This window comes from Paenibacillus etheri (assembly GCF_001012825.1).
GTDB classification, from domain to species: Bacteria; Bacillota; Bacilli; order Paenibacillales; family Paenibacillaceae; genus Paenibacillus_AQ; species Paenibacillus_AQ etheri.
On the sequence record NZ_LCZJ02000018.1, the window covers coordinates 673,065 to 695,440 of the forward strand.

The 22,376-nt window shown below is 41.4% G+C and carries 25 protein-coding genes; 19 read left to right on the forward strand and 6 right to left on the reverse strand.

Features of this window, described 5'->3' with window-relative positions; all coding sequences use genetic code 11:
* The first annotated feature begins 105 nt into the window (after positions 1 to 105).
* From UQ64_RS08555 to UQ64_RS08575, 6 genes are all read left to right on the forward strand, one after another.
* Complete coding sequence (locus tag UQ64_RS08555) at positions 106 to 1,098, forward strand: serine hydrolase domain-containing protein (RefSeq protein ID WP_082651030.1); 993 nt, start codon at positions 106 to 108, stop codon at positions 1,096 to 1,098.
* A 99-nt stretch (positions 1,099 to 1,197) separates the two neighbouring features.
* Positions 1,198 to 2,382 carry an NAD(P)/FAD-dependent oxidoreductase gene (locus UQ64_RS08560; RefSeq protein WP_060623012.1) on the forward strand — a complete coding sequence of 395 codons (1,185 nt, stop codon included), beginning with the start codon at positions 1,198 to 1,200 and terminating at the stop codon, positions 2,380 to 2,382.
* 39 nt (positions 2,383 to 2,421) lie between these two features.
* Positions 2,422 to 2,940, forward strand: coding sequence for a sigma-70 family RNA polymerase sigma factor (locus UQ64_RS32815; protein ID WP_425339572.1), 519 nt, complete (start codon positions 2,422 to 2,424; stop codon positions 2,938 to 2,940).
* A 20-nt stretch (positions 2,941 to 2,960) separates the two neighbouring features.
* Positions 2,961 to 3,275 (forward strand): sigma-70 family RNA polymerase sigma factor family protein, encoded by a 315-nt coding sequence (locus UQ64_RS32820; protein WP_425339573.1) that lies wholly within the window; start codon positions 2,961 to 2,963, stop codon positions 3,273 to 3,275.
* A 258-nt stretch (positions 3,276 to 3,533) separates the two neighbouring features.
* A complete protein-coding gene (locus tag UQ64_RS08570; protein WP_060623276.1) occupies positions 3,534 to 4,496 on the forward strand; it encodes a helix-turn-helix transcriptional regulator in 963 nt (320 codons plus the stop codon).
* A gap of 110 nt (positions 4,497 to 4,606) precedes the next feature.
* The gene (locus UQ64_RS08575; protein WP_060623013.1) at positions 4,607 to 5,233 is read left to right on the forward strand and encodes a type 1 glutamine amidotransferase family protein; all 627 of its coding nucleotides are present in this window, start codon (positions 4,607 to 4,609) and stop codon (positions 5,231 to 5,233) included.
* A 169-nt stretch (positions 5,234 to 5,402) separates the two neighbouring features.
* On the opposite strand, the gene UQ64_RS08580 is transcribed toward UQ64_RS08575, so the two are convergent.
* Together UQ64_RS08580 and UQ64_RS08585 are read right to left on the reverse strand one after the other, a co-directional pair.
* Positions 5,403 to 6,278, reverse strand: a complete 876-nt coding sequence (locus UQ64_RS08580; protein WP_060623014.1) for an AraC family transcriptional regulator — start codon at positions 6,276 to 6,278, stop codon at positions 5,403 to 5,405.
* A gap of 18 nt (positions 6,279 to 6,296) precedes the next feature.
* Positions 6,297 to 7,418 (reverse strand): C45 family autoproteolytic acyltransferase/hydrolase, encoded by a 1,122-nt coding sequence (locus UQ64_RS08585; protein WP_060623015.1) that lies wholly within the window; start codon positions 7,416 to 7,418, stop codon positions 6,297 to 6,299.
* A 530-nt stretch (positions 7,419 to 7,948) separates the two neighbouring features.
* Here UQ64_RS08585 and UQ64_RS32035 point away from each other — a divergent pair.
* Positions 7,949 to 8,047 carry a sporulation protein YjcZ gene (locus tag UQ64_RS32035; RefSeq protein ID WP_082651031.1) on the forward strand — a complete coding sequence of 33 codons (99 nt, stop codon included), beginning with the start codon at positions 7,949 to 7,951 and terminating at the stop codon, positions 8,045 to 8,047.
* An 83-nt stretch (positions 8,048 to 8,130) separates the two neighbouring features.
* On the opposite strand, the gene UQ64_RS08590 is transcribed toward UQ64_RS32035, so the two are convergent.
* Positions 8,131 to 8,850 (reverse strand): class I SAM-dependent methyltransferase, encoded by a 720-nt coding sequence (locus UQ64_RS08590; protein ID WP_060623016.1) that lies wholly within the window; start codon positions 8,848 to 8,850, stop codon positions 8,131 to 8,133.
* 385 nt (positions 8,851 to 9,235) lie between these two features.
* Between UQ64_RS08590 and UQ64_RS08595 the strand changes: the two genes are divergently transcribed.
* Positions 9,236 to 10,228 carry a hypothetical protein gene (locus tag UQ64_RS08595; RefSeq protein WP_156417493.1) on the forward strand — a complete coding sequence of 331 codons (993 nt, stop codon included), beginning with the start codon at positions 9,236 to 9,238 and terminating at the stop codon, positions 10,226 to 10,228.
* A gap of 15 nt (positions 10,229 to 10,243) precedes the next feature.
* Entirely contained in the window at positions 10,244 to 10,504 is a 261-nt protein-coding gene (locus UQ64_RS08600) for a helix-turn-helix domain-containing protein (protein WP_060623018.1), read from the forward strand.
* Between the two features lie 43 nt (positions 10,505 to 10,547).
* Here UQ64_RS08600 and UQ64_RS08605 read toward each other — a convergent pair whose 3' ends face one another.
* Positions 10,548 to 11,444 (reverse strand): LysR family transcriptional regulator, encoded by an 897-nt coding sequence (locus tag UQ64_RS08605; RefSeq protein ID WP_060623019.1) that lies wholly within the window; start codon positions 11,442 to 11,444, stop codon positions 10,548 to 10,550.
* A 105-nt stretch (positions 11,445 to 11,549) separates the two neighbouring features.
* Here UQ64_RS08605 and aroA point away from each other — a divergent pair, with 105 nt between their 5' ends.
* The 3 genes from aroA (at position 11,550) to UQ64_RS08620 (ending at position 14,597) form a co-directional block, all read left to right on the forward strand.
* Positions 11,550 to 12,896: a 3-phosphoshikimate 1-carboxyvinyltransferase gene (gene aroA / locus UQ64_RS08610; protein WP_060623020.1), complete on the forward strand. Its 1,347-nt coding sequence runs from the start codon at positions 11,550 to 11,552 to the stop codon at positions 12,894 to 12,896.
* Positions 12,897 to 12,914: 18 nt separating this feature from the next.
* Positions 12,915 to 13,970: a chorismate synthase gene (aroC, locus tag UQ64_RS08615; protein ID WP_060623021.1), complete on the forward strand. Its 1,056-nt coding sequence runs from the start codon at positions 12,915 to 12,917 to the stop codon at positions 13,968 to 13,970.
* Positions 13,971 to 14,387: 417 nt separating this feature from the next.
* Positions 14,388 to 14,597, forward strand: coding sequence for a hypothetical protein (locus UQ64_RS08620; RefSeq protein ID WP_060623022.1), 210 nt, complete (start codon positions 14,388 to 14,390; stop codon positions 14,595 to 14,597).
* A 129-nt stretch (positions 14,598 to 14,726) separates the two neighbouring features.
* On the opposite strand, the gene UQ64_RS08625 is transcribed toward UQ64_RS08620, so the two are convergent.
* Positions 14,727 to 15,401: an SOS response-associated peptidase gene (locus UQ64_RS08625; RefSeq protein ID WP_060623023.1), complete on the reverse strand. Its 675-nt coding sequence runs from the start codon at positions 15,399 to 15,401 to the stop codon at positions 14,727 to 14,729.
* A gap of 427 nt (positions 15,402 to 15,828) precedes the next feature.
* Between UQ64_RS08625 and UQ64_RS08630 the strand changes: the two genes are divergently transcribed.
* Complete coding sequence (locus UQ64_RS08630) at positions 15,829 to 16,476, forward strand: FusB/FusC family EF-G-binding protein (protein ID WP_060623024.1); 648 nt, start codon at positions 15,829 to 15,831, stop codon at positions 16,474 to 16,476.
* 270 nt (positions 16,477 to 16,746) lie between these two features.
* Here UQ64_RS08630 and UQ64_RS08635 read toward each other — a convergent pair whose 3' ends face one another.
* Positions 16,747 to 16,971: a hypothetical protein gene (locus tag UQ64_RS08635; protein ID WP_060623025.1), complete on the reverse strand. Its 225-nt coding sequence runs from the start codon at positions 16,969 to 16,971 to the stop codon at positions 16,747 to 16,749.
* 171 nt (positions 16,972 to 17,142) lie between these two features.
* Here UQ64_RS08635 and UQ64_RS08640 point away from each other — a divergent pair, with 171 nt between their 5' ends.
* From UQ64_RS08640 to UQ64_RS08665, 6 genes are all read left to right on the forward strand, one after another.
* Positions 17,143 to 17,982: a DegV family protein gene (locus tag UQ64_RS08640; protein ID WP_060623026.1), complete on the forward strand. Its 840-nt coding sequence runs from the start codon at positions 17,143 to 17,145 to the stop codon at positions 17,980 to 17,982.
* Positions 17,983 to 18,178: 196 nt separating this feature from the next.
* Positions 18,179 to 18,883 (forward strand): response regulator transcription factor, encoded by a 705-nt coding sequence (locus tag UQ64_RS08645; RefSeq protein ID WP_060623027.1) that lies wholly within the window; start codon positions 18,179 to 18,181, stop codon positions 18,881 to 18,883.
* A 58-nt stretch (positions 18,884 to 18,941) separates the two neighbouring features.
* Positions 18,942 to 20,279: a sensor histidine kinase gene (locus UQ64_RS08650; protein WP_245237896.1), complete on the forward strand. Its 1,338-nt coding sequence runs from the start codon at positions 18,942 to 18,944 to the stop codon at positions 20,277 to 20,279.
* 41 nt (positions 20,280 to 20,320) lie between these two features.
* A complete protein-coding gene (locus tag UQ64_RS08655; RefSeq protein WP_060623029.1) occupies positions 20,321 to 21,418 on the forward strand; it encodes an AI-2E family transporter in 1,098 nt (365 codons plus the stop codon).
* A 38-nt stretch (positions 21,419 to 21,456) separates the two neighbouring features.
* A complete protein-coding gene (locus tag UQ64_RS08660) occupies positions 21,457 to 21,807 on the forward strand; it encodes an Asp23/Gls24 family envelope stress response protein (protein ID WP_042129003.1) in 351 nt (116 codons plus the stop codon).
* Between the two features lie 79 nt (positions 21,808 to 21,886).
* Positions 21,887 to 22,267, forward strand: coding sequence for a hypothetical protein (locus tag UQ64_RS08665; protein WP_060623030.1), 381 nt, complete (start codon positions 21,887 to 21,889; stop codon positions 22,265 to 22,267).
* Positions 22,268 to 22,376 lie beyond the last annotated feature (109 nt).

Here is a 22,376-nt window from a genome sequence, read left to right on the forward strand (position 1 = left end):
GATATAATTCCATTTTATGGTACGATAACCATGATACAAAAGGACTTGAAGATTATTTTTATTTTTTACATACTTTTAATTATATTTTGAAGGGATACATAGTGGATGCAGAATAAAAATACATGGCCCAATTCCACACCGGATAAGCATAATGTAGATCAAGGGAAGATTGATAACCTTGAGTATTCAGTGAGGAAATCGAAAGTTAAGAGCTGCCTGATACTAAAGGAAGGAAGATTAATCTTTCAATATTATAAAAGCAATAAAATAAGAGATAACCTTCAACGGATTAATTCATGTACCAAAAGTATAGTATCCATTTTGATTGGGATTGCAATAGAAGAAGGATTTATCCCTTCTGTTGATATGACTATGGAGCATTACTTTCCAGATATCATGAACAACTTAGAAGATTCTCGTAAGAAAGCTATATCCATTGAGCATTTGCTGACGATGAGTGTTGGTTTAGACTGGCCGGAGTTTGGAGAATGGAACAATATGCCCCCTATGTGTACTCTCGATGTAGTTAAGTTTGTATTCGATCGGCCATTAATTGATGAGCCGGGGACACGGATGAATTACAACTCAGGTTGTTCTCATGTACTGTCGGCCATTTTAATGAAAGCCACAGGTATGAAGACCTCTGTTTTTGCTGATAAATATTTGTTTGAACCGTTAGGGATTGATAAGGATTACCATTGGTTTGAGGATGCAAATGGCATTAGCTACGGGTCCGATGGTCTTCGATTACTTCCCAATGATATGGCTAAATTTGGTCAGTTGTTTTTGCAGGAAGGTATTTGGAAAGGAAAGCAAATTATATCTGCAGAATGGGTCAGAAGGTCAACAGAGCCCTATCTATTAACCTATGATTATATTGGTCACTACGCTTTTCATTGGTGGGTTGCTAAAATAGATCCTAATCATGATGATTTTACTTTGAATAACAGAATGTTCTTTGCGATGGGACGAAACGGGCAATTTATAATCGTTATTCCGAGTTTACAGACTGTAGTCGTCTTCACAAGCACGCTTGATAATACCATTAAACCTTTGGATTTTGTGCGTGAGTTCATTGTGAAATCAATGGGGAATTGATGGGAATGGGTTTTAGGGGGACGTCTTCGAAATATCGTTGTTGTCACAAAACGACTCCTTATCTCGTTTTATATGCAAACGGAATAAGGAGTGGTTGCAATGAAAGAATTGACATGCATCGTTATTGGCGGAGGATATGCAGGTATTAATGCAGTTAAAGCGATTCGGAAAACATTTAAGGGGCAAGCAAGTAAACGAACACTCCGACTTATTTTAATCGATAAGAACCCTTATCACTTTCGCAAAGTATTGCTTTTTAAGCCCGCGGTCGGAGATGAAGAGATTACTATCCCTCTGACTAGGTTATTTCCCGAGGGGGTTGAATTCGTTCAGGCTACTGTAACGAAAATCGAATCAGGGGAAAGAAGGCTACTTTGTCAGGATGCTGTAGGAAATAAGAATTCGATAAAATATGACTTCCTCGTTTTGGCGGTAGGTAGCGTCGTTCGGCAACCCGACCCTGATCTAGGAGGTATGGCATTAGCGAGTTTAGACGCTGCGTGGAAGATCCGAGAGGCATGGCGCGCGAATATAAAGAAAGCTGTAAAGGAAAAAAGCTCGAAAGAACGTCAGAGATTAATGACCATTGCCGTTGTTGGAGCGGGCATAAGCGGCATCGAGACATCTGCCGAACTAGCTTATTTTTTTCGTGATGATGCAGTATCATTGGGACTTGACCCGAATGCTGTAAGGATAAATTTATTTAACGCGAATAAGAGACTTTTCCCAGAAGGCCCGGCAAAAGTAGGGCTTAAACTGGAACGTTCACTTGACGCTTGCGGAGTAACTACCTTACATGGAAGTAGGGTATTACAGGAGAAAGAGGGAGTGCTAACCTTATCTAACGGCGAGACGATGTCCGCTGGCCTATGTGTCTGGACGCTGGGGCTGTTACCCAACCCAATGCTGCAAAGCATCGGGTTGCCGATCACTCCGGAAGGATACGTGATCGTAGATGCAAGTTATCGGGTTCAAGGGGCCCAGGGTGTATACAGTATCGGCGACTGCGCGCGAATCGTAGACCCTGCTAGCGGACGGGTGGACGGGAAGACGTGTAAGGAAGCGACCGCCCAAGCAGCAAGGCTTGGAAAGATTTTATCGGCGGATATTGCAGGGCGTCCGGCACCCATGCATAAGGAATTTATTGACTTTTTTTGTTTTGCCTTAGGTCCGGATCAGGGAATGGTATGGACACATCAATGGGGGTTAGATATTATTTTTACAGGAAAGCTGGGTTGGCGAATAAGGAAATTCACATGGGATTCGGCAAGTCTGTTAAAATAATGTAAACAGAGGGTTAGTGGAAAAGGGTGGAATTTTAAGATGCAAGAGTTATATGAGCATTATAAAGGGCTGCTATTTACGCTTGCCTACCAACTGACTGGATCGGTCTCCGATGCGGAGGACGCTGTACAGGACGTATTCCTGAAGTTGTATGATGTAAAGCTGGATCGATTGGTTGAACCTAAAGCATATTTGTGCAAAATGGTAACTAATCGCTGTCGGGATTTATTCAATTCGGCGCGTAAGCGGCGGGAACAGTATTTCGGGCAATGGCTTCCTGAGCCCCTTCTTACTCCGAATGATGAATCGTTTGAATCGGTTGTTCAAAGCGAGCTGCTGTCTTATGCTATGCTCGTATTGCTTGAAAGGCTGTCCCTTACGGAACGGGCAGTGTTCGTGCTTCGTGAGGCGCTCGGCTTTGAATATGCTAATATTGCTGAGCTCGTTGGCAAAAGCGAAGCGAATTGCCGCAAGCTGATCAGCCGTGCGAGAGGAAAACCCCCGATGAACCAGTCAATCCCGAAGCTGCAAGCGAAGAGTGGGTCCGTCGACTCCTAGCGGCTCTCGAACAGGGTAACGTGGATAGGGTTGTATCCATGCTCGCCAAAGATGTCGTGTTGGTCTCAGATGGAGGGGGTAAAGCCTTCGCCGCCGTCCATCCTATTGAATCGCGCGATCTCGTCGCCCGTTTCCTTCTCGGCTTAACTCGTAAGGCTCCTCATTACGAAGGAGGCGTGCATGTAGAAATGAGGGATATAAATGGCCAAACAGGACTCGTTGTCCGTTCAGGAGATGGCATCGTAACAGTTGCGCTAATGCATGTCGAGAGAAATTCGATTCGCAACTTATACTTTGTTAGGAACCCAGATAAGCTGAGGCATTTATTGAAATGAAAAGAGGATTTGAAAAAAATCGCCGTTAGAACAGTTATGGAGATGTGTGTTGCGCATGGTGGTAAAGCAAATAGTAGAGTTGTGGATAGAATTGGTAGTATTAAATCTAACGGAGTTGATTACTAAATAACAAGGAATTCAGGAGTGCATCAACACTACTAGGATCAGAATAAAGGAATACAGTGGATTAGCAAACAAATCACTTAAAGTGCTTGTTAGAAGTTAAGTATAGTGGTAATCAAAGGTGAGGGTTATGTTATGCCAAAAAATGATAATATGCTAACAATTCTATGGATGTTGAATTCGGGAGAGAAATTGACTGCAAAGCAAATATCGGAAAAGTTAGAGATAAATATAAGAACAGTTTATCGGTATATTGATGCACTATGTGCCAGTGGCGTCCCTATCATATCCGACACAGGGCACAATGGTGGGTATAGCTTGCTGCACAATTTTATCAAATCTCCTCTGCTATTTAGTATTGATGAAAAAAAGACACTGCTTCATGCTGCCCTATTTGCAAAAGAAGCCGGATATCCTTTGAGTGAGGCATTAGAGAATGCAACATCCAAGTTGAAAATGTATTCGAATCAGGAGCAGGAAAGTATACTAAGCCATCATTTAGCCGGATTTGAAGTAATAAACCGCAGGGGATACCCCGCTGTTCAGCCGGTATTGCAGGAATTGGAGCACGCTGTAGCAAATGAATGGTCTGTAGAAATTTCTTATCGTAACAGTCATGAAGAGCAGTCCCCAAATAGGGTAATAGACCCCTATGGCGTGGTTAATTGGAACAATAAGTGGTACACAATTGCATTTTGCCACCTGCGGAATGAGATCCGCAGCTTTCGGGTAGAACGAATTCTGAACATCACACGCACGCCATTCTCATTTAGGCGTCCCAATGATTTTTCAGCGCGTACTTTTTTTATGAAAAATCTGTTACCAGATGTAGTAGGTAAATCCGAATTAATTTCTTTAATTATTGGTGGCAGGGCAGGGGCGTTGGATGATTTATGCATACATTGGTTTTTGGAGCATCATTTGCAGGAGCGGACATCAACGCAAGCAATTTTTTTACTTGAGGAAGAGTCACTGTATACGCATGTTCCGTATATAATTCTTCCGTATGGGAAATCCATTCAAGTTATAGAGCCACAGAATTTAAAGAATAAACTTGTGGCGGTTGCTTCGGAGTTAATGGAATATTATCAAGTTTAACAACTTCACTGACAGCAGTTGTCAGTGAAGTTGTTTTATTATAATGATAACCACTCATTAAAGATGAATGGTTGCTGTTATCAAATAAACTTTATGAGGAGCACTTAGAAATGAATAATACAGTATATCTTTATGTGTTTGATACCATGTCCGATTGGGAAATAGGTTATTTAGCCGCCGAACTGAACTCTGGAAGACACTTCAGACAGGGGCTGGCTCCAGCAAAAATAGTCACCGTTGGGATAGAAAAGACTCCAGTAACTACAATGGGCGGATTGAAAATAATGCCTGACATTAAAGTGGATGAGTGCAGCATTAAAAGCGTAGATGCACTGATTTTACCTGGTGGAAATACATGGACAGAAGCTATTCACGTGCCCATATTAAAAATTGCCGAGATGTGTTTAAAGGAAGGGATAGTAGTTGGAGCAATATGCGGTGCTACCTTAGGACTTGCTCAAGCAGGATTGTTAGATTCACGTTGGCACACAAGCAATGATTTGGCCTACCTTAAAATGATTTGCCATTCTTACACGGGCGAAGAATATTACAAAGTGGAATCTGCTGTCACCGATGGGAAATTGATCACCGCATCCGGAGTAGCTCCATTAGAATTTTCTGTTCATGTTTTAAAAGCGCTAGATGTATTTTCTCCAAAAACATTAGACGCTTGGTATCGTCTTAATAAAACTCATGAACCTAAATATTTCTACGAGTTAATGAATTCAATCCAATGATAGTATAGGGATATAAGGCATGTGGAGTGCTGTGTGTTGTTGATTCACAAATAATGTCTGAAAGCCACATTTACCTATAAATAGAAGCCCAAGCGTGTTCAACGCTTGGGCTTTTGCAGTTCGGTCTAAGCCGCGCTATCACCCAATACCCTCTAGGGGGGCGTGATTTTTATTTGATCGGAATGAACAGGTCTACTTTGGAATCAGGATGATCATATCCTAAATATCGTTGATCGTATAGCTCAAAATCCTCCCGCTCGTCCATTTCCTCTTTCGTGTTAAGGAACCACGTTCCCCAAATATAATGGAACGTTTGGGGAAGCGTGCGTAGTGTACCAGTGTGAGTGAATACGGCGTAACGCCCCTCTGGAATTACCTTTTGCACAAATTTTGCAGGAAGTCCTTCAAAAGAATCCACTTCGATACCAGCGACCTCCGTAAATAGCACCTCATCACTCATGGAGTACAGGCTGTTTTCATGACAGGCCTCGCAGATGCCAAATCCTCGTCCATTAAGTGAACGATGGGGAATTCGAGTGGAAATTTTGTTGAATTTCTGCCACAGTTCGGCTAGTTTGTTATCCTTGAGCGTTGTTTCTCCACGTATTCCGGCGACCTTCGTCTCTGGGAGTTTTACAATGGTAGGATGTACGGTAACATTGCAAGTTAGATGCTCCAATAATTTAGCGTGCAGTTTAGTCTTGGAAGCAATGAAGGTGTCCAGTCGATTGATACGGTATTCCTGCGGGCTGACCTTATATATGAATTTAAACGCGCGACTAAAAGACTCGGCGGACTCAAAGCCGTTGTCTAGCGCAACATCTATAATTCTTTTGTTTGTGTAAAGCAAAGCTTTTGCAGCATTGGCCAGTCGACGTTTCTTAATATAGCTGCCGATGCTTTCCCCTAATATAGCGGTGAATTGGCGGTTCAAATGATAGTAGGAATACCCTGCTGCCTGAGCAACATCCTCTACTTTAATCGCTTCGCCAAGCATGTCTTCAATATAGATTATCGCTTGCTCTAACGCCAGTCGATAGTCCAATTTGAATCCCTCCATCGGTCAACTGTTTAAAGATTGATAATCGAACATAGCTTTGTCCGCTCTCTCCATACAAATCTGAATATTTGTTGTGGAGTCTGGTATAGCTTGTTTTAAATCATAAGTCTGCCAGCCATTTTCCGCTATGCCGCCCCAACATAGCTCTATTATACCCTCTGCGGGGGAGAACACCATGCTTTTGGTTGTACCGAAGTAATCCTCATAATAATGACTGCACAGTCCATTCGGGTATTTGGACAACAGCATCTCCTTTAGATCTTCATTCGTCATTGCTGTTGCTCCTTTCAGTTGGGAAGCGATCCACTCCCCTCGCCGCAAAGAATGAATGGCAGCCTGGGGCTCATAACGAACTAATGGTGGAAGAACTGGATGATTGGTAGCCCAGATGAACTGCTCTTGCGAAGCTGGACTAATTTGCTTCGTTGCTTGCATGCCGTTCATCGTTTCAAACAAGGCGGCATTCCCTTTTTTATCTAGCAGCATCAAATTGACATTACAGGCGATAGGCATTTCTTTCAAATAAAAAAGTGATTCTTCGACATTTTTACAATTTTCCAGTAACGCCCGAATGGCCGCCCAGAAATGTAATCCTTTTACTTTAGGTGCACGCAAAAAGGGCAGAGCCCCGACAGGAAAGCCGCAAGCACTCATTGTAACAGCAAGTCCATGCTCATTAAAACCGTCGTCTCTCCCAAAGCTCATTGTACTTGTGCCCATATGCGTATATTTACCTGTTACTGAGGTTCTGACTAACACAAAATCCTCGATCTGATGGTTGAATTCATAGTTGCGAGCTAACAAGGGCTTGTTCTGTGCTGTCATATTTGGCAGCAAGGCAATCTGACTGCATCGCGGCAGCAGATACGTCATGGCGTAGTAAGCGATTTGCTCGGTATTAACCTTTAATGCATCGGCAAATCCAACAATTTCTTCTGAAATGCCTGGGCACCACTCATCGAATAGTTTGACAGCGTCTTTATATTCTGTTAGACCAAAGCCTTCGAGTTTACGAGTGTAAGCAATCTTGTGTGCTGTATTTTCTGAAATAATATTGCCTAGCTTATACCCAATTTCATAGCTTGTTCCTTTCAAATCCAGTGTATGAACGGAAATCGTTAACATCCTGTTCCCTCCTTTTTTCTACAGTTTAAGGTGGAAAGGGAAGCAGTGCATGATATTTTGTGCTGTTTTTTTCGCTCAATACCAAAAATAAGTTGTTTTTACCGCATAACAGAAGTTAATGGAGGATATAACAAAGGTCCATCATATCTTATCGGATGGGCCTTAACTGGGGTGACTGTTGCAATTCCGCCGTTTATTCTACCTCACTAAGAATCTTTTCAATTTTTTCGATGCGTGTTCGAATTTACGACAATTCCTCAGATGATTTGTCTTGTCTATGAGAATTCCGAATCCGAATGCCATTCCGAAATAACCATATAAACTTCCGCTGTCTTGATTCATGGATAGACCTCCTATTATTCATCATCTATTTGAGAAACTTTGGCACTTAATGTTGGGACCAATTTCGTAATTATTTCCGGCGTGAGTAGGATATTAAAATTCGTCAGCTCATGTTAATTAGGTTATAATCCATACATTTAGAATAGCAGCGCATATTATGTTTTAAGAAGTAAAAGGAGGGATAATCAATGAGCTGTGGAGTTGGAGGCAGATTTACTTCTACTGGAGAAATTTTGGTTCTTTATATCTTATTAGTAATTGTGTTATCTGCTTGTTTCTTTGTATAATAGCAGGCTATCAGAAAGAACAATAACCACTGTTTCAAGGTTATTGTTCTTTCTTCGCAAATGCTGATGGGCAAGCCAATCCTTTATTTCGTTCCAATAACGAGAATAAATCCGATGTATTCATGATAACGGTCCATTATATTGTTGTACTTACTGATCACTTCCCAAATAGTGTGGTCAAGAAAGGAATCAGCATCCATTTGTTGATAATGGTCTGGATGCTCTGTAAGATCCTCACTTGATTTAGGAAACAAGAAGGGACCATCTATCTGTGAATGATAAAATCCCATAGTGTTTACTAATGCTGACCAATCATTAAAGTCCCATAGATTCTCAACATGATAAAATGTAGTAATCACTTGGTTGATTTCTGTAGACATAGGTTTATATTGAATCATTTCTCTGTCAAAAAGTTTGCCTCCAGTCCGCAATATCCTATAATATTCAGAAAATGCCTTTTCTGTATCAGTGAAAATGGATACAGACTCAACAAGAATCACATCAAATGACTCGTTAGGAAAAGGGAGCGAACTTGCGTCTCCTACTAAGAATTGAATTGAACAATTCTCTTTTTCAGCCCGTGTTTTTGCTTTTGAGATCATATCTGGGTGAATATCTATACCTGTTACATCATGACCTTGCGCAGCTAAATAACAAGATGTTCTGCCAGTGCCACAACCAACTTCAAGGATTCGGGAAGCAGGTGGTACCGGATATTGTTCAAACTGCTTTAAAGTTGCAGTAAACCCTCCGGGATGAGCATTTCCAACACCTAATTTAGCCAGCATATTCAAATATTCCATGAGTTTGAATTCCTTTCACTGCGGGTCTTATTTTATAATATGAAAAGAAAATAACTTTGTACCTCAGTGCTGGATATTACTGACTTAAGGACATACATAAAAAGAATATCTTGGTTTATTTTTAATTCAAATACCCGATCGGTAAGCAATGTAAGAAATTGCTTGGCGATCGGTTTTTTTTGCTTGAAAGGATATAATTGTACGTTCTTTTAGTAGTCTCCGATTACAAGTTGAGGTTTTATTTTAGTTATTCAAGAACACTTGAAAATAATGTAAATGTAGAGTATTGTAAGTAGTAAGTAGTAAGTAGTAAGTAAATCAAAACGCTCACCATACGGAATAAATATCATCCAGTAAATACCAATTTATGGATAGGGGGATGGTTATGATGGATTTAAAATTAGCACCAAGTTTTTCAGTGATCGCGCTTAATGCACAGAGAAGTCTTCACATGACTACTGTCAAGAAAGTGTCTTTACGCTGTATGGCAGCAGCGGTTATATTGGAGCTTTACTTAGAGGGATGTTTTACGCAATTAGAGAACAAGTTAACTTTGCCCAAGGAAGGATTTGATCAAGCTCATTCAACACTTTATAGAGAAACGATTCTACAACCCTTTCTTCATAAAGATGCTGAATTGAAGGGTGATTTAAATTGGTGGGTAAAAAAGGCTTCCATGCTGTCTAACAAGCAATTAAAAAAGTTCGAGACAGCGATTTCAGATTATCTTAAAGCAATGACTCTGCTTGAAGATATCCCAAGTCTGTTAGGGAGTGATATGTTTTTTGATACTGCCGAAGTTGAAGTTAGAGCTTATCGCAGTAATATGGAGGTGTACTCAAGCATTACAGAGAACATCCGCGCAGAGATTTTGGAAGAGGGTTCAGTAACGGATGAGGTCATTTGTATGCTGTGGCTACTTCGTGAATGTGGATGCATGCATAATTTCTTCTCGCTGAATGAAATAGAAAAGGTAAATATCAAACTCCATGATCTATACCAAAGTAATTTATGGGCAAAGGCATTGTTTCCAATACAAATTCGCCATGGTATTGAGCTGGGAATCAAACGCTTTTTAGAATTGAAGACAAAGTTTGCGAAGACTTTTATCGGTAGTAGTATCAATCTTTTATTCCCTGCCCTAGAACCATCACGAGCTGTCTTTATAGAAACAGAGTCTTGGTTTGATAATTCTAATCAAAGACTAGACGCAGTTATTACAAGATTAGTGTCCTACGGACATGAAGTTAAGGTGATGGAGAGAGGATCGATTGCGACCCTTAAAATTGATAATTTGATATACGAAGCGATCCCGCATTTTGTAATGATGAAAGTGCCAATTCAAGGTGTGCGTCTTGTTCCGAAGCGCCCGCTGTAAAGGAGTTGGTAATCAATGTCTAGACAACGTTCCATGGAGAATATATTAGCTTCACAGTACGTATCTATAGGTGAATTGGTAAGAATCACAAATTCTCGTTATAGTACACTCAAACATTACACAGAAGAAGGCATGCTTCCCTTTGAACAGGCCGAGGAGAATTTAACACGCAGATATAAAAGAGAGGAAACCGTCGCACGTATTCTTTGGATCAAAGAGATGAAATCAAACGGTTTATCTATCCCACAAATTAAAGAAGCTTTAGGAATGAATTAAACACCGGAACTCCCGGTGTTTTTGCTTTTTTTTAGCGAAAGAATTATAACCCCTCTGATAGTCGTGTACCAATCATCTGAACAAATTGCTCAGCCGCAACAGACAGCTTTCGATCCCGTCGTACTGCAAAGCCTATACTGCGAGGTAAAAGCGGATCATCTAGCTTCAACTCATAAAGCTTTCCACTGTGAAGATCCTCTTGCACGAAAGAACGGCTGATAAAAGCTGCCCCATACCCTAATCTGGCGAACTCTGCCAGCAGTTCTATACTCCCCAATTCAATATCTGGTATTACCGATAATCCCTTAGTCGCAAACCATTGCTCAACAAATACTCTAGTGCTGCTCCCTTGAGAAAATAGGATTAAAGGCAGTTCTGACACTTCTTTCATGGTTAGTGAACGACTTGCTAATTCTTGATAGGCTTCACCTACTACAAAACAATCCTCCAATACAGCCAGCGTCTGTATATTTAGCAGCGGATCGTGAAGAGGCATATGGACAAAGGCACAGTCGATCTCACCATCTTTTAAACGCTTAGTGATGTCTGGCGTCTTCCCATGAGAGAGACGAATTCGTATACCTGGGTATGTGCTATGAAAGGTGTTCAAGTGTGGCAACAAAAGATGCTTGATCAGATAATCACTGGCTCCGATTCGTATTTCTCCCTCATTTAACTGCTTCAAGCTCTCCAGATGCTTCTGTGCAGAATCTAGCATGGAAAAGGATTGCTCCACATATTCAAATAGCGCTCGCCCTTCTTCTGTAAGCTCTACACCTTTGGACAGCCTGTGAAACAGCTTCAGTCCTAAAGCTTCTTCCATTTGTTTAATGGCATAACTCACAGAAGGCTGTGTAATATGTAGTTCCCCTGCAGCTTTTGTTAAATTTCGATGACGTGCCGTTTGCCAGAAAATACGATACCATTCCAAGTTGAACATGTGGTATAGATCACCTCTATATCATTATGGTAAAAATCCTATTTCATTTATTTCATTTCATTCATTATAATCAGGGTAGAGGAATAATTCAAAGGGGTGGATGAAATGGAATCCAATCAACCGGACTTAGAAGCACGTTCTCCATGGTCAACGAATAGCGATAAACACATAGTAAAGATTAGCCCAGCGAAAGCGGTAATCAATGGGACGATAACCATATCAGGAAGTAAAAGTCTGACGAATCGGGCCTTGGTAATCGCTGCTTTAGCTGATGGACGTTCAGAAATAAAGGGAATATTAAGAAGTGATGACTCTTACTGGTGTATTGAATCATTAAAGAAACTGGGGATTCCCGTTGTGATAGAAGAAGAGACAGCTGTTGTGGAAGGATGTGGCGGCAACTGGCCGAATCCGACTGGTGAGCTATATGTAGGAGCGGCAGGTACGGTTGCAAGATTCTTACCCGCTGCGCTCGCGGCAGGGACTGGCACTTGGACGATGAATGGAAGTAAACGACTTTGTGAGCGGCCACTCGCGCCATTACTCGACGCATTAACGACCCTTGGTGCACAATTTGAGTATAAACAAGCCGAGCGTTGTTTACCTTTTACAATAGAGACAAAAGGTCTGCAAGGAGGAAAGGCGACACTGCCCGGCTCCACTTCAAGTCAATTTATTAGTGGGTTACTGCTAGCTGCACCGTATGCCAAAGAACCGGTAACCGTGTATATTGATGGAGAAGTTGTGCAAAGAGACTATGTCGAAATGACTCTTGCCATGATGGCCTCCTTTGGTGTAACACCAGAAGCGTCTCAGGACGGTCAATCGATAACGGTTCCTGCAGGAAAGTATCAAGGTCAAATGATCACTTTAGAGCCTGATGTATCCACATGCTGTTACTTTTGGGCGGTAGCTGCGCTTACGGCAGGCCGTGTACGAATTGAAGGGATTAATGCTAGCCATACAAGTCAACCTGATATCGAGTTCTTAGACGTTTTGGAGTTAATGGGCTGTACCGTTCTTCGAGGGGAGAACTTTGTTGAAGTGCAAGGTGTCCCACGGATGAAGGGTGGATTCACAGTGAGTATGAAGAAGTGGTCGGATCAAACACTAACAATGGCTGCTATGGCTATTTTTGCAGATGGTCCAATCACTCTAAAGGATGCCTCACATATCAGACATCATGAATGTGATCGGATAGCCGCGATATGTGAAGAAATAAGTAAGCTCGGAATACGTGTAGAAGAGTTTGAGGATGGTCTAACGGTATATCCGGGTCAGCCAATCCCAGCTTTACTAAATTCTCATGACGATCATCGGATGGCTATGGCGCTTACTTTAATCGGCTTGAAGATTGAGAATATTCAGATTATCGACCCTGGTTGTGTCTCCAAGACCTGTCCAGATTATTTTGACCGTTTGTCAGCGTTAGGCGTACAGGTCCAATATTAAATAAGGAGTGCATATATAATGGCAGGAAATACATTCGGTGAAGTGTTCAAAATTACAACCTTCGGTGAGTCACATGGTGTGTCGGTAGGGGTCATAGTGGATGGGGTAACACCCGGCGTCGAGATTAACGAAGCTTATATTCAAAAACAAATGGATCGGAGAAAGCCGGGCCAATCTTCGGTGACTACCCCTCGTAAGGAATATGATGTTGTCCATATACAATCTGGAGTATTTGAGGGGAAAACAACAGGTACGCCGCTCTTTGTAGTTCTTCAAAACCACGATATGAGACCAGAAGCGTACAGCGAGATCCAGAACGCTTTTCGGCCGGGTCATGCCGATTTTACTTATTTAGAGAAATACGGTATTCGGGATCATCGCGGTAGTGGACGTGCTTCAGGTAGAGAAACTGCAGCAAGAGTGGCTGGAGGTGCGATAGCTCGTAAGTTGTTAGAGAGAAGAGGTGTACAGGTAGTAGCATACACGCAAGAAATCGGAGGTATAAAGTGTGAATCCTTCGATGAGGGTGTGATTGAACAAAATGCTGTCCGCGCCTGTGATCCAATTGCAGCTGACAAAATGATTAAAAAAATTGAAGGGTTAGCCGAGATTGGGGATAGCTGTGGTGGCATTGTGGAATGCCGTATTCGTGGTGTAATTCCGGGTCTTGGAGAGCCAGTCTTTGATAAATTGGATGCAGAACTGGCGAAAGCTATGCTGTCCATTGGCGCTGTTAAAGGGATAGAATTTGGAGCTGGTTTCGAAGCGGCAACGATGCTGGGGAGTGAGCATAATGACGCGAGGAACAGCGATGGTTTTCTTACTAATCATTCCGGAGGAATCATCGGGGGGATTAGCACCGGACAAGAAATCGTATTTCGGATCAGTGTAAAGCCTACTTCTTCCATCTCTGTGCCACAGCAAACGACTAACATCAAAGGGGAAGAGCAAGAGATACGCACCGAAGGCAGACATGATCCATGTATTTGCCCAAGAATCGTACCTGTCGTAGAAGCTATGGCTTGTTTAGTGCTGGAGGATCAGTACAAACGACAAGCCGCAATGCTTGGATAATACAAGAGCGGCATGACCCATTAACGCATATTGCGCTAATGGGCTTTTTACTGTTCACGCTTAAATCTTTAGTTTTACAAAAGGAATGAAGAAACTTCTATTTCACCCCATATAGGAGCCTGATTTAGTATATTATGGAATTAGAGAACCGTAAAAGAACTCTAACAAATACTAAATAAAGGAGGGGCGTTAATACACAACGACAGAGCACCAGTAAGATTTCAAAAAGAAACAAAGAATGGGTTAAAAAAGGTGATTTTATGAGAATATTCACGATAGGTATTGTAAAGCCTTCGTTAATCTTTATACCGGAGCCGTTGCGAAACAATAAACTGTATCCTTTGAGAACTACATCTCGAATGCAAATCTTCTTAAATTCACAGACTAAGCTTACCTTTTTCAAACGAAGGTTCTGGAATGACTTGCAAACTGTTAGTTCAATCTTCAAATAAGTCATTAAAAATTGTTGATTTGTACTTTGGATACAAAGATGGTGTAGACACTTTCACAACGGGTCACCCTGCGGAAAGAAGGATTGACAATCCACTAATATGGGATGATCAAGAATGGGTTGATGATGTTTTTGAAAAGCTTGAACTATATGAATCTGTACTCTCCGTCGAATAGACAGTAGAGGAAAGATATCCAATCGGTGACTTGCTTTCAATATTCAGCGATAACAATAAAAGCAGCGGTATGTTAAGGCTTTAGTTTCCAGCCTTACAATCGCTGCTTTATTTTTAGAGTGCTACTATTTCAGGGTTTTACCCAGGACTCCTTCAGATCCATTTCCCGAATACATTCAGCCGAGTCGTTCCTGTTGTCGTTAATCATTGGTGTGACTGGGTACACCTGCATTTCATCTGCTGAATAAGGCCGCAGAATCGGATTCAGTGCTTCCAGATCATTTGTCTCCTCATCTAGCCATCGAGTGATATCCTGGGGGGACAAAATCGCCGGCATCCGGCTTTCAAATTCACTAATCAGTGGGTTAGCTTCTGTCATAACCAAAGAGCAGGTGCGAAGAGGTTCCCCGCGCGTATCACGCCAAATTTCGTATAGACCAGCCACTCCGAACATACTGCGATTATTCATGACAACCCGAACTGGATAAGTCTTCTTGCCTTCTTTTTTCCAATAGTAAAATCCATTGCACGGGATAATACAACGATGCTTGTCCACCATCTTGCGGTAGGTTGGATTCTGATGCACATTTCGGAGATCTGCATTGATCGCATCTTTTCCCCAATAAGGAACGAATCCCCAGCGGAACTCATCTAGAATTCGCTCACCATCCTGCTGTAATACGACCGGCATATCCTGCGTGGGACTAATATTATAGCGGTCTTTATAGTAGTACATCACCCGGTTAATTTCAAAATGCTCCCTAATTTCCTGCAGTTCAGCCGCCAGAGAAAAACGTTGACACATGAAACATCAGCCTCCTTTTGTTTCGTAGTGTTTGTAAAAGAAGGTAAATTATTCATGATTTCCATGGTCATTCATTCGTATTTTCGCCTTGTCTTCACACCAAAGTGAAAGCTTCAGTCTTGATGAAGAAACTTTTGAAACAGCTAATTGGTGAAGCCCCTTCTAGAGATGAAGCAGAGGTTGGCAACGTGGTCTAGCCGATTCCAAACATTCCTGTTATACTTTTTTCGTGAATGTAATCGGAGGTGGTACTGTGCTAATGCTGGTTTGCCCATTAGCTAGAAGTTCCTCACGCAAAGCCTAAATTAGGGCGATACTTTGCGTGAGGTGCGATAGGATGGATGATCGCCCAAACTAAACATATCGTTTCTAATAATGGGCTTTGCACCTTATAGAATTTTCATAACAAATAAGGGGCTGAAGAGCAATGAATACACCATTTATTAGAAACCATCAATATAATTTAATTAAGAAACAAACGGATTTCCTTCTAAAAACACTGCGAACTGTAGCGGATCGAAGAGTCTTGGAGACGGTAAGATATCGTTCTTCGTTGAATGTTGTAGAAGCTTTTCCAACACTAAGTGATAATCAGCAACAGTTGCTGCAACAAATATCTACCTTTGAGACTGCATACGATTTTCAGAAGTATCTTAGTGGATTAGAGCCTTATTTAGAAACATTTCCACAGATTACACCGAATCAGATTCAGAAGTTATTCCCTAAGAATAAGAAGCTGAAGGTACCTGATTTATCAGCAATCGATTTTCGATATATGACTTATCTGAGCTGGATAGATATTGCTACCAATAAATTATTTATTGTATACCCGTTAGAAGGGCAGTTTATCGGTATTGAGGGTCGAATGACACCGATGAACAAGAAGGGGTATTGCCTGTTCTGTAATCGGCAGCAACAGCTTGCCTTCTTTACGGTCAAGACCAGGCTTGCGAAATCTTCGCCGGATGATTATTCATCCATTGGCCAATATATATGCATTGAGAGCCAAGAATGTAATCATAGGATTACGGATACAGCAGCGCTAGAGAGATTCATTCTCTCCACTCGTGCATAATGTTAAGATTAGCAAAGGGCCGCCTCTTTAGGCTGCCTTAGACAATAAACAAACAGGGTTTTGAAACGAGTGATTTCCGTTTCGAAACCCTGTTTGCTGTTAGCTCAATCCTCCAAATTATCATTTTAAATATTGTTGAAATAGAAACAGAAATCATACTCGTTTTGTATAAGCGTCCGGATGTAAATATGTAAACTACCTACGGTTAAGAACATATAAAAATAGGGTTTCAGAACTCAGGGACAAGTTCTGAAACCCTATTTGTCATAGTTATTGTTTGTTTTTGGAATCTTTATTGATAACCCGTGCAGGACGAGTTACCCAGTTTGTACGATTCATCGGTTTAACTGTATCAATTCTGGAATTAGACGGTTCATTTGAAGCTTCAGTCGCTTCAGTTTCAGTAGATGTTGTAACTTCTTGATCCACGCTTTTTTTCCTTGATAGTCCTGTTCCATCATGCTTGCCTCGGTTCCATACTCTTCCCTTACTCATACATACACTCCATTTCTATACGCTTATTCATAAACCATATCATATTCGGACAAGTTAAGGAAGAAAGACATAAGCACAAATTGAAGGATTTTTCAAGTTATATTGGTTACTGGAGATTTCATTTGGCGATAGCTATAATAGTACTGATATTGAAAGGAGAGTACTTATATTATGGCAATCAAGATCATAACAGACAGCGGTTCTGACCTACCCCTTGACTACATGGAGAAGTATAATGTTTCCGTAGTCCATCTACCGGTTCATTTTGGGCATGAGTTAATGCCTGCGGATACGGATACGAAAACCTTTTATGCTAAAATGAGTGAATCCAAGGAGCTACCTACTACGGCAAGTCCAAGTCCAAACCAATTCCTTGAGACATTCAGGCAAGTAGAGGAAGGTACTGACATTATGGTCATTTGTATGTCCTCTAATATTAGTAGCACTTATCAGACGGCTATGATCGCTATGGAAATGTACCAAGAAGAAGGACACACCAATGCGATAGAGGTTATAGATTCCAAGACCTTTTCTGGCGGGTTGTCGCTGATTGTGGGCCTTGCGGCGAAGTGGTCACAGACTTGTTCAAGTCTGCAGGAACTGAAGGACAAGGTGCTTCAGCAAATAGATGAAGTTCGTGCATATTTTACACTGGATACGCTTGAGAATGTGATGAAGGGCGGACGTCTAAGTCGGATATCAGGAGCGGTTGCTTCCGTGCTGAATATCAAACTACTGCTCAAAATCAGCGAAGAGGGTACTGTTGAGGTAGTGGAGAAGACCCGTGGTCTTCCAAAGGCGTTAAACCGTCTGCTTGCCCATTTGGATGAGAAGCAGCATGACTACGAGAAGGCTGTTATCGCTATAGTGCACAGTAACTGTGAGAAGCTTGCGCTTGAGATTAAAGAACGCATCTTGCAAAAGCACCCATTCAAAGAAGTTTTACTCTCAAGTATGGGACCTGTAATGGGAACCTATGCGGGTGAAGGTGGAATTGGGGTTGCTTTTTAATAGGACTCCGAGGGCGTTTAGACTTGCCAGCTGGTGTTCAGATTTTTGGGATTTTACGATCGTACATGGGACGAGTTCCTGTGTGCGATTTTTATTTAAATATAAGAATTTGATTGGTGTAATAATTTAGCTATTCTTTAGATTGAGTTTAGGTGGGTTTAATAATCGAAGATTATAGTTAGATGGGGTGATTACTGTGTATACAATTCTAATCGCAGATGATGAAGCAGAAATTGTGGAATTATTGAGATTATATTTAGAGAAAGAGTACAACATTGTGGAAGCGAACAGTGGGACTGAAGCGTTACAGCAAGTACAGAACCATAAAATTGATTTAGCGATTCTTGATATTATGATGCCTGGTCTAGATGGACTGCAACTATTGAAGAAGATTCGTGAGTCTCATCATTTTCCGGTGTTGTTTTTATCTGCAAAAAGCGAACATTACGACAAAATCTTGGGGCTTGAACTCGGTGCCGACGATTATATTTCCAAACCGTTTAATCCATTAGAAATTGTAGCTCGTGCAGGAGCTTTGCTGCGGCGGGTACATCATTTTGACGCACAGATTATTGAAGAAAAGGCGACTGAACAGATTGTGTTGGGAGAATTGAGGCTGGATCAAAGCCAGTGTCTGCTCTATCGTTCAGGGGAACCCGTCGTTCTTACCTCTACCGAGTACAAAATTCTGGAATTGATGATGAAACAACCAGGCCGGGTCTTTACACGAAAAAAAATATATGAAGCAGTGTGGGAAGATTTCTATGTGTACGAAGATAATAGTATCATGGTACATATTAGTAATATCCGGGAAAAGATCGAGGAAGATTCTAAGAAACCAGTGTATTTAAAGACTATTAGAGGGCTGGGATACAAAATTGAAGCGCCTATGGAGCAATAGAGATCAACGACCTTTACAATCATCGCTGACGCTGGATTTTTTGTTATTCATCTGCATTTTGTTTTTTCTTGTGATTGTTTATTATTTGTTCATTAATCTTGATGTGACCCATATGTTCGAAAAAAATAAAATCGCTGATCCTGATTTGAAGGTTGAAGCAAGTGCCTATCGAGATAATCTGGAGCATGGGATAGAAACCAAACGGCTTCTGCGTAGCGGTGGATGGATTGAGATCTTGGGTCAAGAAAAGAAAGTCATCGAGGTAGTTGGGGAGAAGAAAGACGATGTAACGCAATATACCGATATCCAGCTCTTAAGTAATCTGGAAAACGGAGAGGATCAGGCGTACTTCTACTCGTTGACCACACGCAATAATCAGAATGAGTCAGAGTGGCTGCTTTTGAAAATTCCTAGAGAAGTCATCGACATTTCAATTAATAGTGATCCATTAGTTGAATACTTCAACCACTCGCTTTCATACTATGTCTTTTTAGGAGTTGGAATGGTTCTCTTGCTTATTATCGTGTACAGCTATTGGGTGGCACGAAGAATCAGGAAGCCGCTGCGTATCATTACGCTTGGTTTGAAGCAGATGATTGAAGGGAACTATGATACTCGAATCTCGCTATATGCTGAGAAAGAATTTTCGCAAATTGGAGAGACTTTTAATTATATGGCGGACGTAATTGAGAAGACGACCAAAGAAAAACGCCAAGCAGAGGAAAGCAAGAAACGTATGATGGTTGATCTTTCGCATGACCTGAAGACACCCATTACGAGTATACAGGGTTTTGCGCAAGCGTTGGTTGAAGGTCGTGGTGAGGATGAAGAACGCCAGAAACGGTATTTAACCTATATCTATAATAAATCCTCGCAAGTGACCAAACTGATTCAAAACATGGTGGAGTTGCTTAAAATAGATTCCCCGGATTTTTTACTACGTATGGAGCGTCAAGAACTGGGCGAATTTATTCGTGAGATCGTTGCAGATTCCTATGGTGAGATTGAACAAAAGAACTTCATCCTGCAGCTGAATGTTCCTGAACAGGAGGTAATAGCAAGCTTTGATGCGGAGCTGCTCTCGAGCGTAGTTCATAATTTGATCTCCAATGCTTTGACCTATAATCCGCCAGGCACTCATCTACGCGTGGAGGTTATACCAACAGAGGGCGAGGTTGCCATTGAAATTGCAGATACCGGAGTGGGCATACCTGAAGAGCTGTGGTCAACGTTGTTTGATCCGTTTGTTCGTGGAGATAAAGCACGGTCAACAACAGGTGGAACGGGCCTTGGTTTATCCATTGCTATGAAAAATACAGAGAAAATGGGTGGCACACTTCATCTCAGCCGCGAAAAGCAGGAACTAACGGTATTCACCATACGTATTCCCAAATAGCGGGATGAAAGGTGCCCAAAAATAGAAGATGGGAGAGAACTATGGCTAAACTGAACACATTCATTCGAGTTTGTATAGCGATCCTTTTGGTGTTAGGCATCGTATTTTTAGGCTCACGCGTTAATTTTATTTTCAGACCGATCTTGTCTTTGTTCAATGTTATTATCGTCCCCTTAATGTTGGCAGGATTTTTCTATTATTTACTCCGACCTCTAATCAATACTTTGGAGAAATATAAACTAAATCGCTCTGTTGCGATTATCATCGTATATGTGGTCATTGCATTGCTCTTGTTTGGTTTTAGTATTGGAGTATGGCCTTCACTTCGAACACAGCTAATTAATTTTGTCGATAATATGCCAAATCTGATCGCAGCCGTGAATCAGCAGTTATTGAGGCTCGAGGACAGTGGATTCCTAGCTTCTATTATCCCAGCAGATATGGATCTTGCTTCCCAATTGACTGAATATTTGAATAAAGGATTTAATCTGATTTCGAATTACGTAACGGGTCTATTCTCCTTTGTTTCAAATTTCGCGATTATTTTATTTACCTTTCCTATTATGTTGTTTTACATGCTTAAGGAAGGTGGGAAATTTGGTCGTAAGATTGTAAGTTTCTTTCCAAAGAAGTATCGTGGAGAAGGGACTACAATGATGAGTGAAATTGACAGTGCGTTAAGTGGATTCATTGTTGGTCGGGTATTAGTCAATCTGGCGCTTGGTGTTTTGATGTATATTGGTTTCCTTATTATTGGACTACAGTATGCATTGTTGTTGACAGTGATTGCTGTTGTGATGAATTTTGTACCTTTCATTGGTGCAATTCTCTCCAGCATCCCAATTTTTATTATCGGATTCATCCAATCGCCGTCCATTGCAGTGTGGTCCATCATCATCGTTCTCGTAGCTCAGCAAATCCAGGATAATTTGATTGCTCCCTACATTTTTGGGAAAAAGCTTGATATTCATCCGCTGACAACGATCATCTTAGTGTTGGTTGGTGGAGATATAGGCGGGATTATTGCGATATTGCTGATTATTCCACTGTATATGATTGTGAAAATCCTCTTGACCAAAGTGTATAATTTGTTTGTTAAGAACCACAGGGCAGAGGTTGAGGTAGAGGAGAGCCTTTAATATCTCTTAAATTATCAAATATGATGGAGGTTGTTTATATGAATGAAGGAACAGAGCAAGGATTAATTCATATCTCAGATGATGTAGTCACATCGATCGTTGGACAGGTGGTTCTGGAAACGCCAGGTATTGCTGGGATGTCAGGAAGTAATATTTCGGACAACTGGGCGAAACGTTTGGGCGGTAAAAATGTAAAAAAAGGATTGTCTGTAGAAGTGAAGGAAGTAGACGTTGCCATCGACCTGCGGGTTATTGTGAATTACGGATGTGTGATTCAAGAGGTCTGTTATATGCTGCAAAAAAATGTACGTAATGCTGTGGAGAATATGATGGGCTTGTCCCTTGTTTCGGTAAATGTGAAAGTTGAGAAAGTAGCTCTTCCAGTATAAAGATATCTCTCAAATAGGCACCGTGATATAGGCTTCTGCATAGAATGGAGCAAATCCATTTACGGAGGTCAGAGCATCCATGTCGACATATAACACTGGGCAAGAGCAGAATGTGATTTACCAGGCCGATCCTGCGGTGATCCGGCACCTGCACGGTGTCCGTGATTCCCTGCATCAATCTTGCAAGCCTTACCTAAACCATAAGGTGAATGTACAGACTTTAGATGGCTTAGTGCATGAAGGCACTATTGCCGGAGTAGATAATAAGCATTTATATTTGAACGTTGCGGTAAATGGGCAAATGCCACGCGGTTATTATAATCCATACCAACCTTATCATCCTCATCATCCTCATCCGGGTCCTGGTCCGTATCCAGGTCATTACCCGGGTCCTCCTTTCAATAATAATGTGATTTTACCGCTTGTGTTGTTCGAGCTGCTTGCTATTTCTTTACTCTAAAACGTGCATTCTATTGAATAAGGACATGTGCTGAATTCGCGATCGTACGTTGACGCGTCTAGCCATGTTCTTTTTTTTTGAAATATAAGAAAGTGTAAATGAAGGTTAC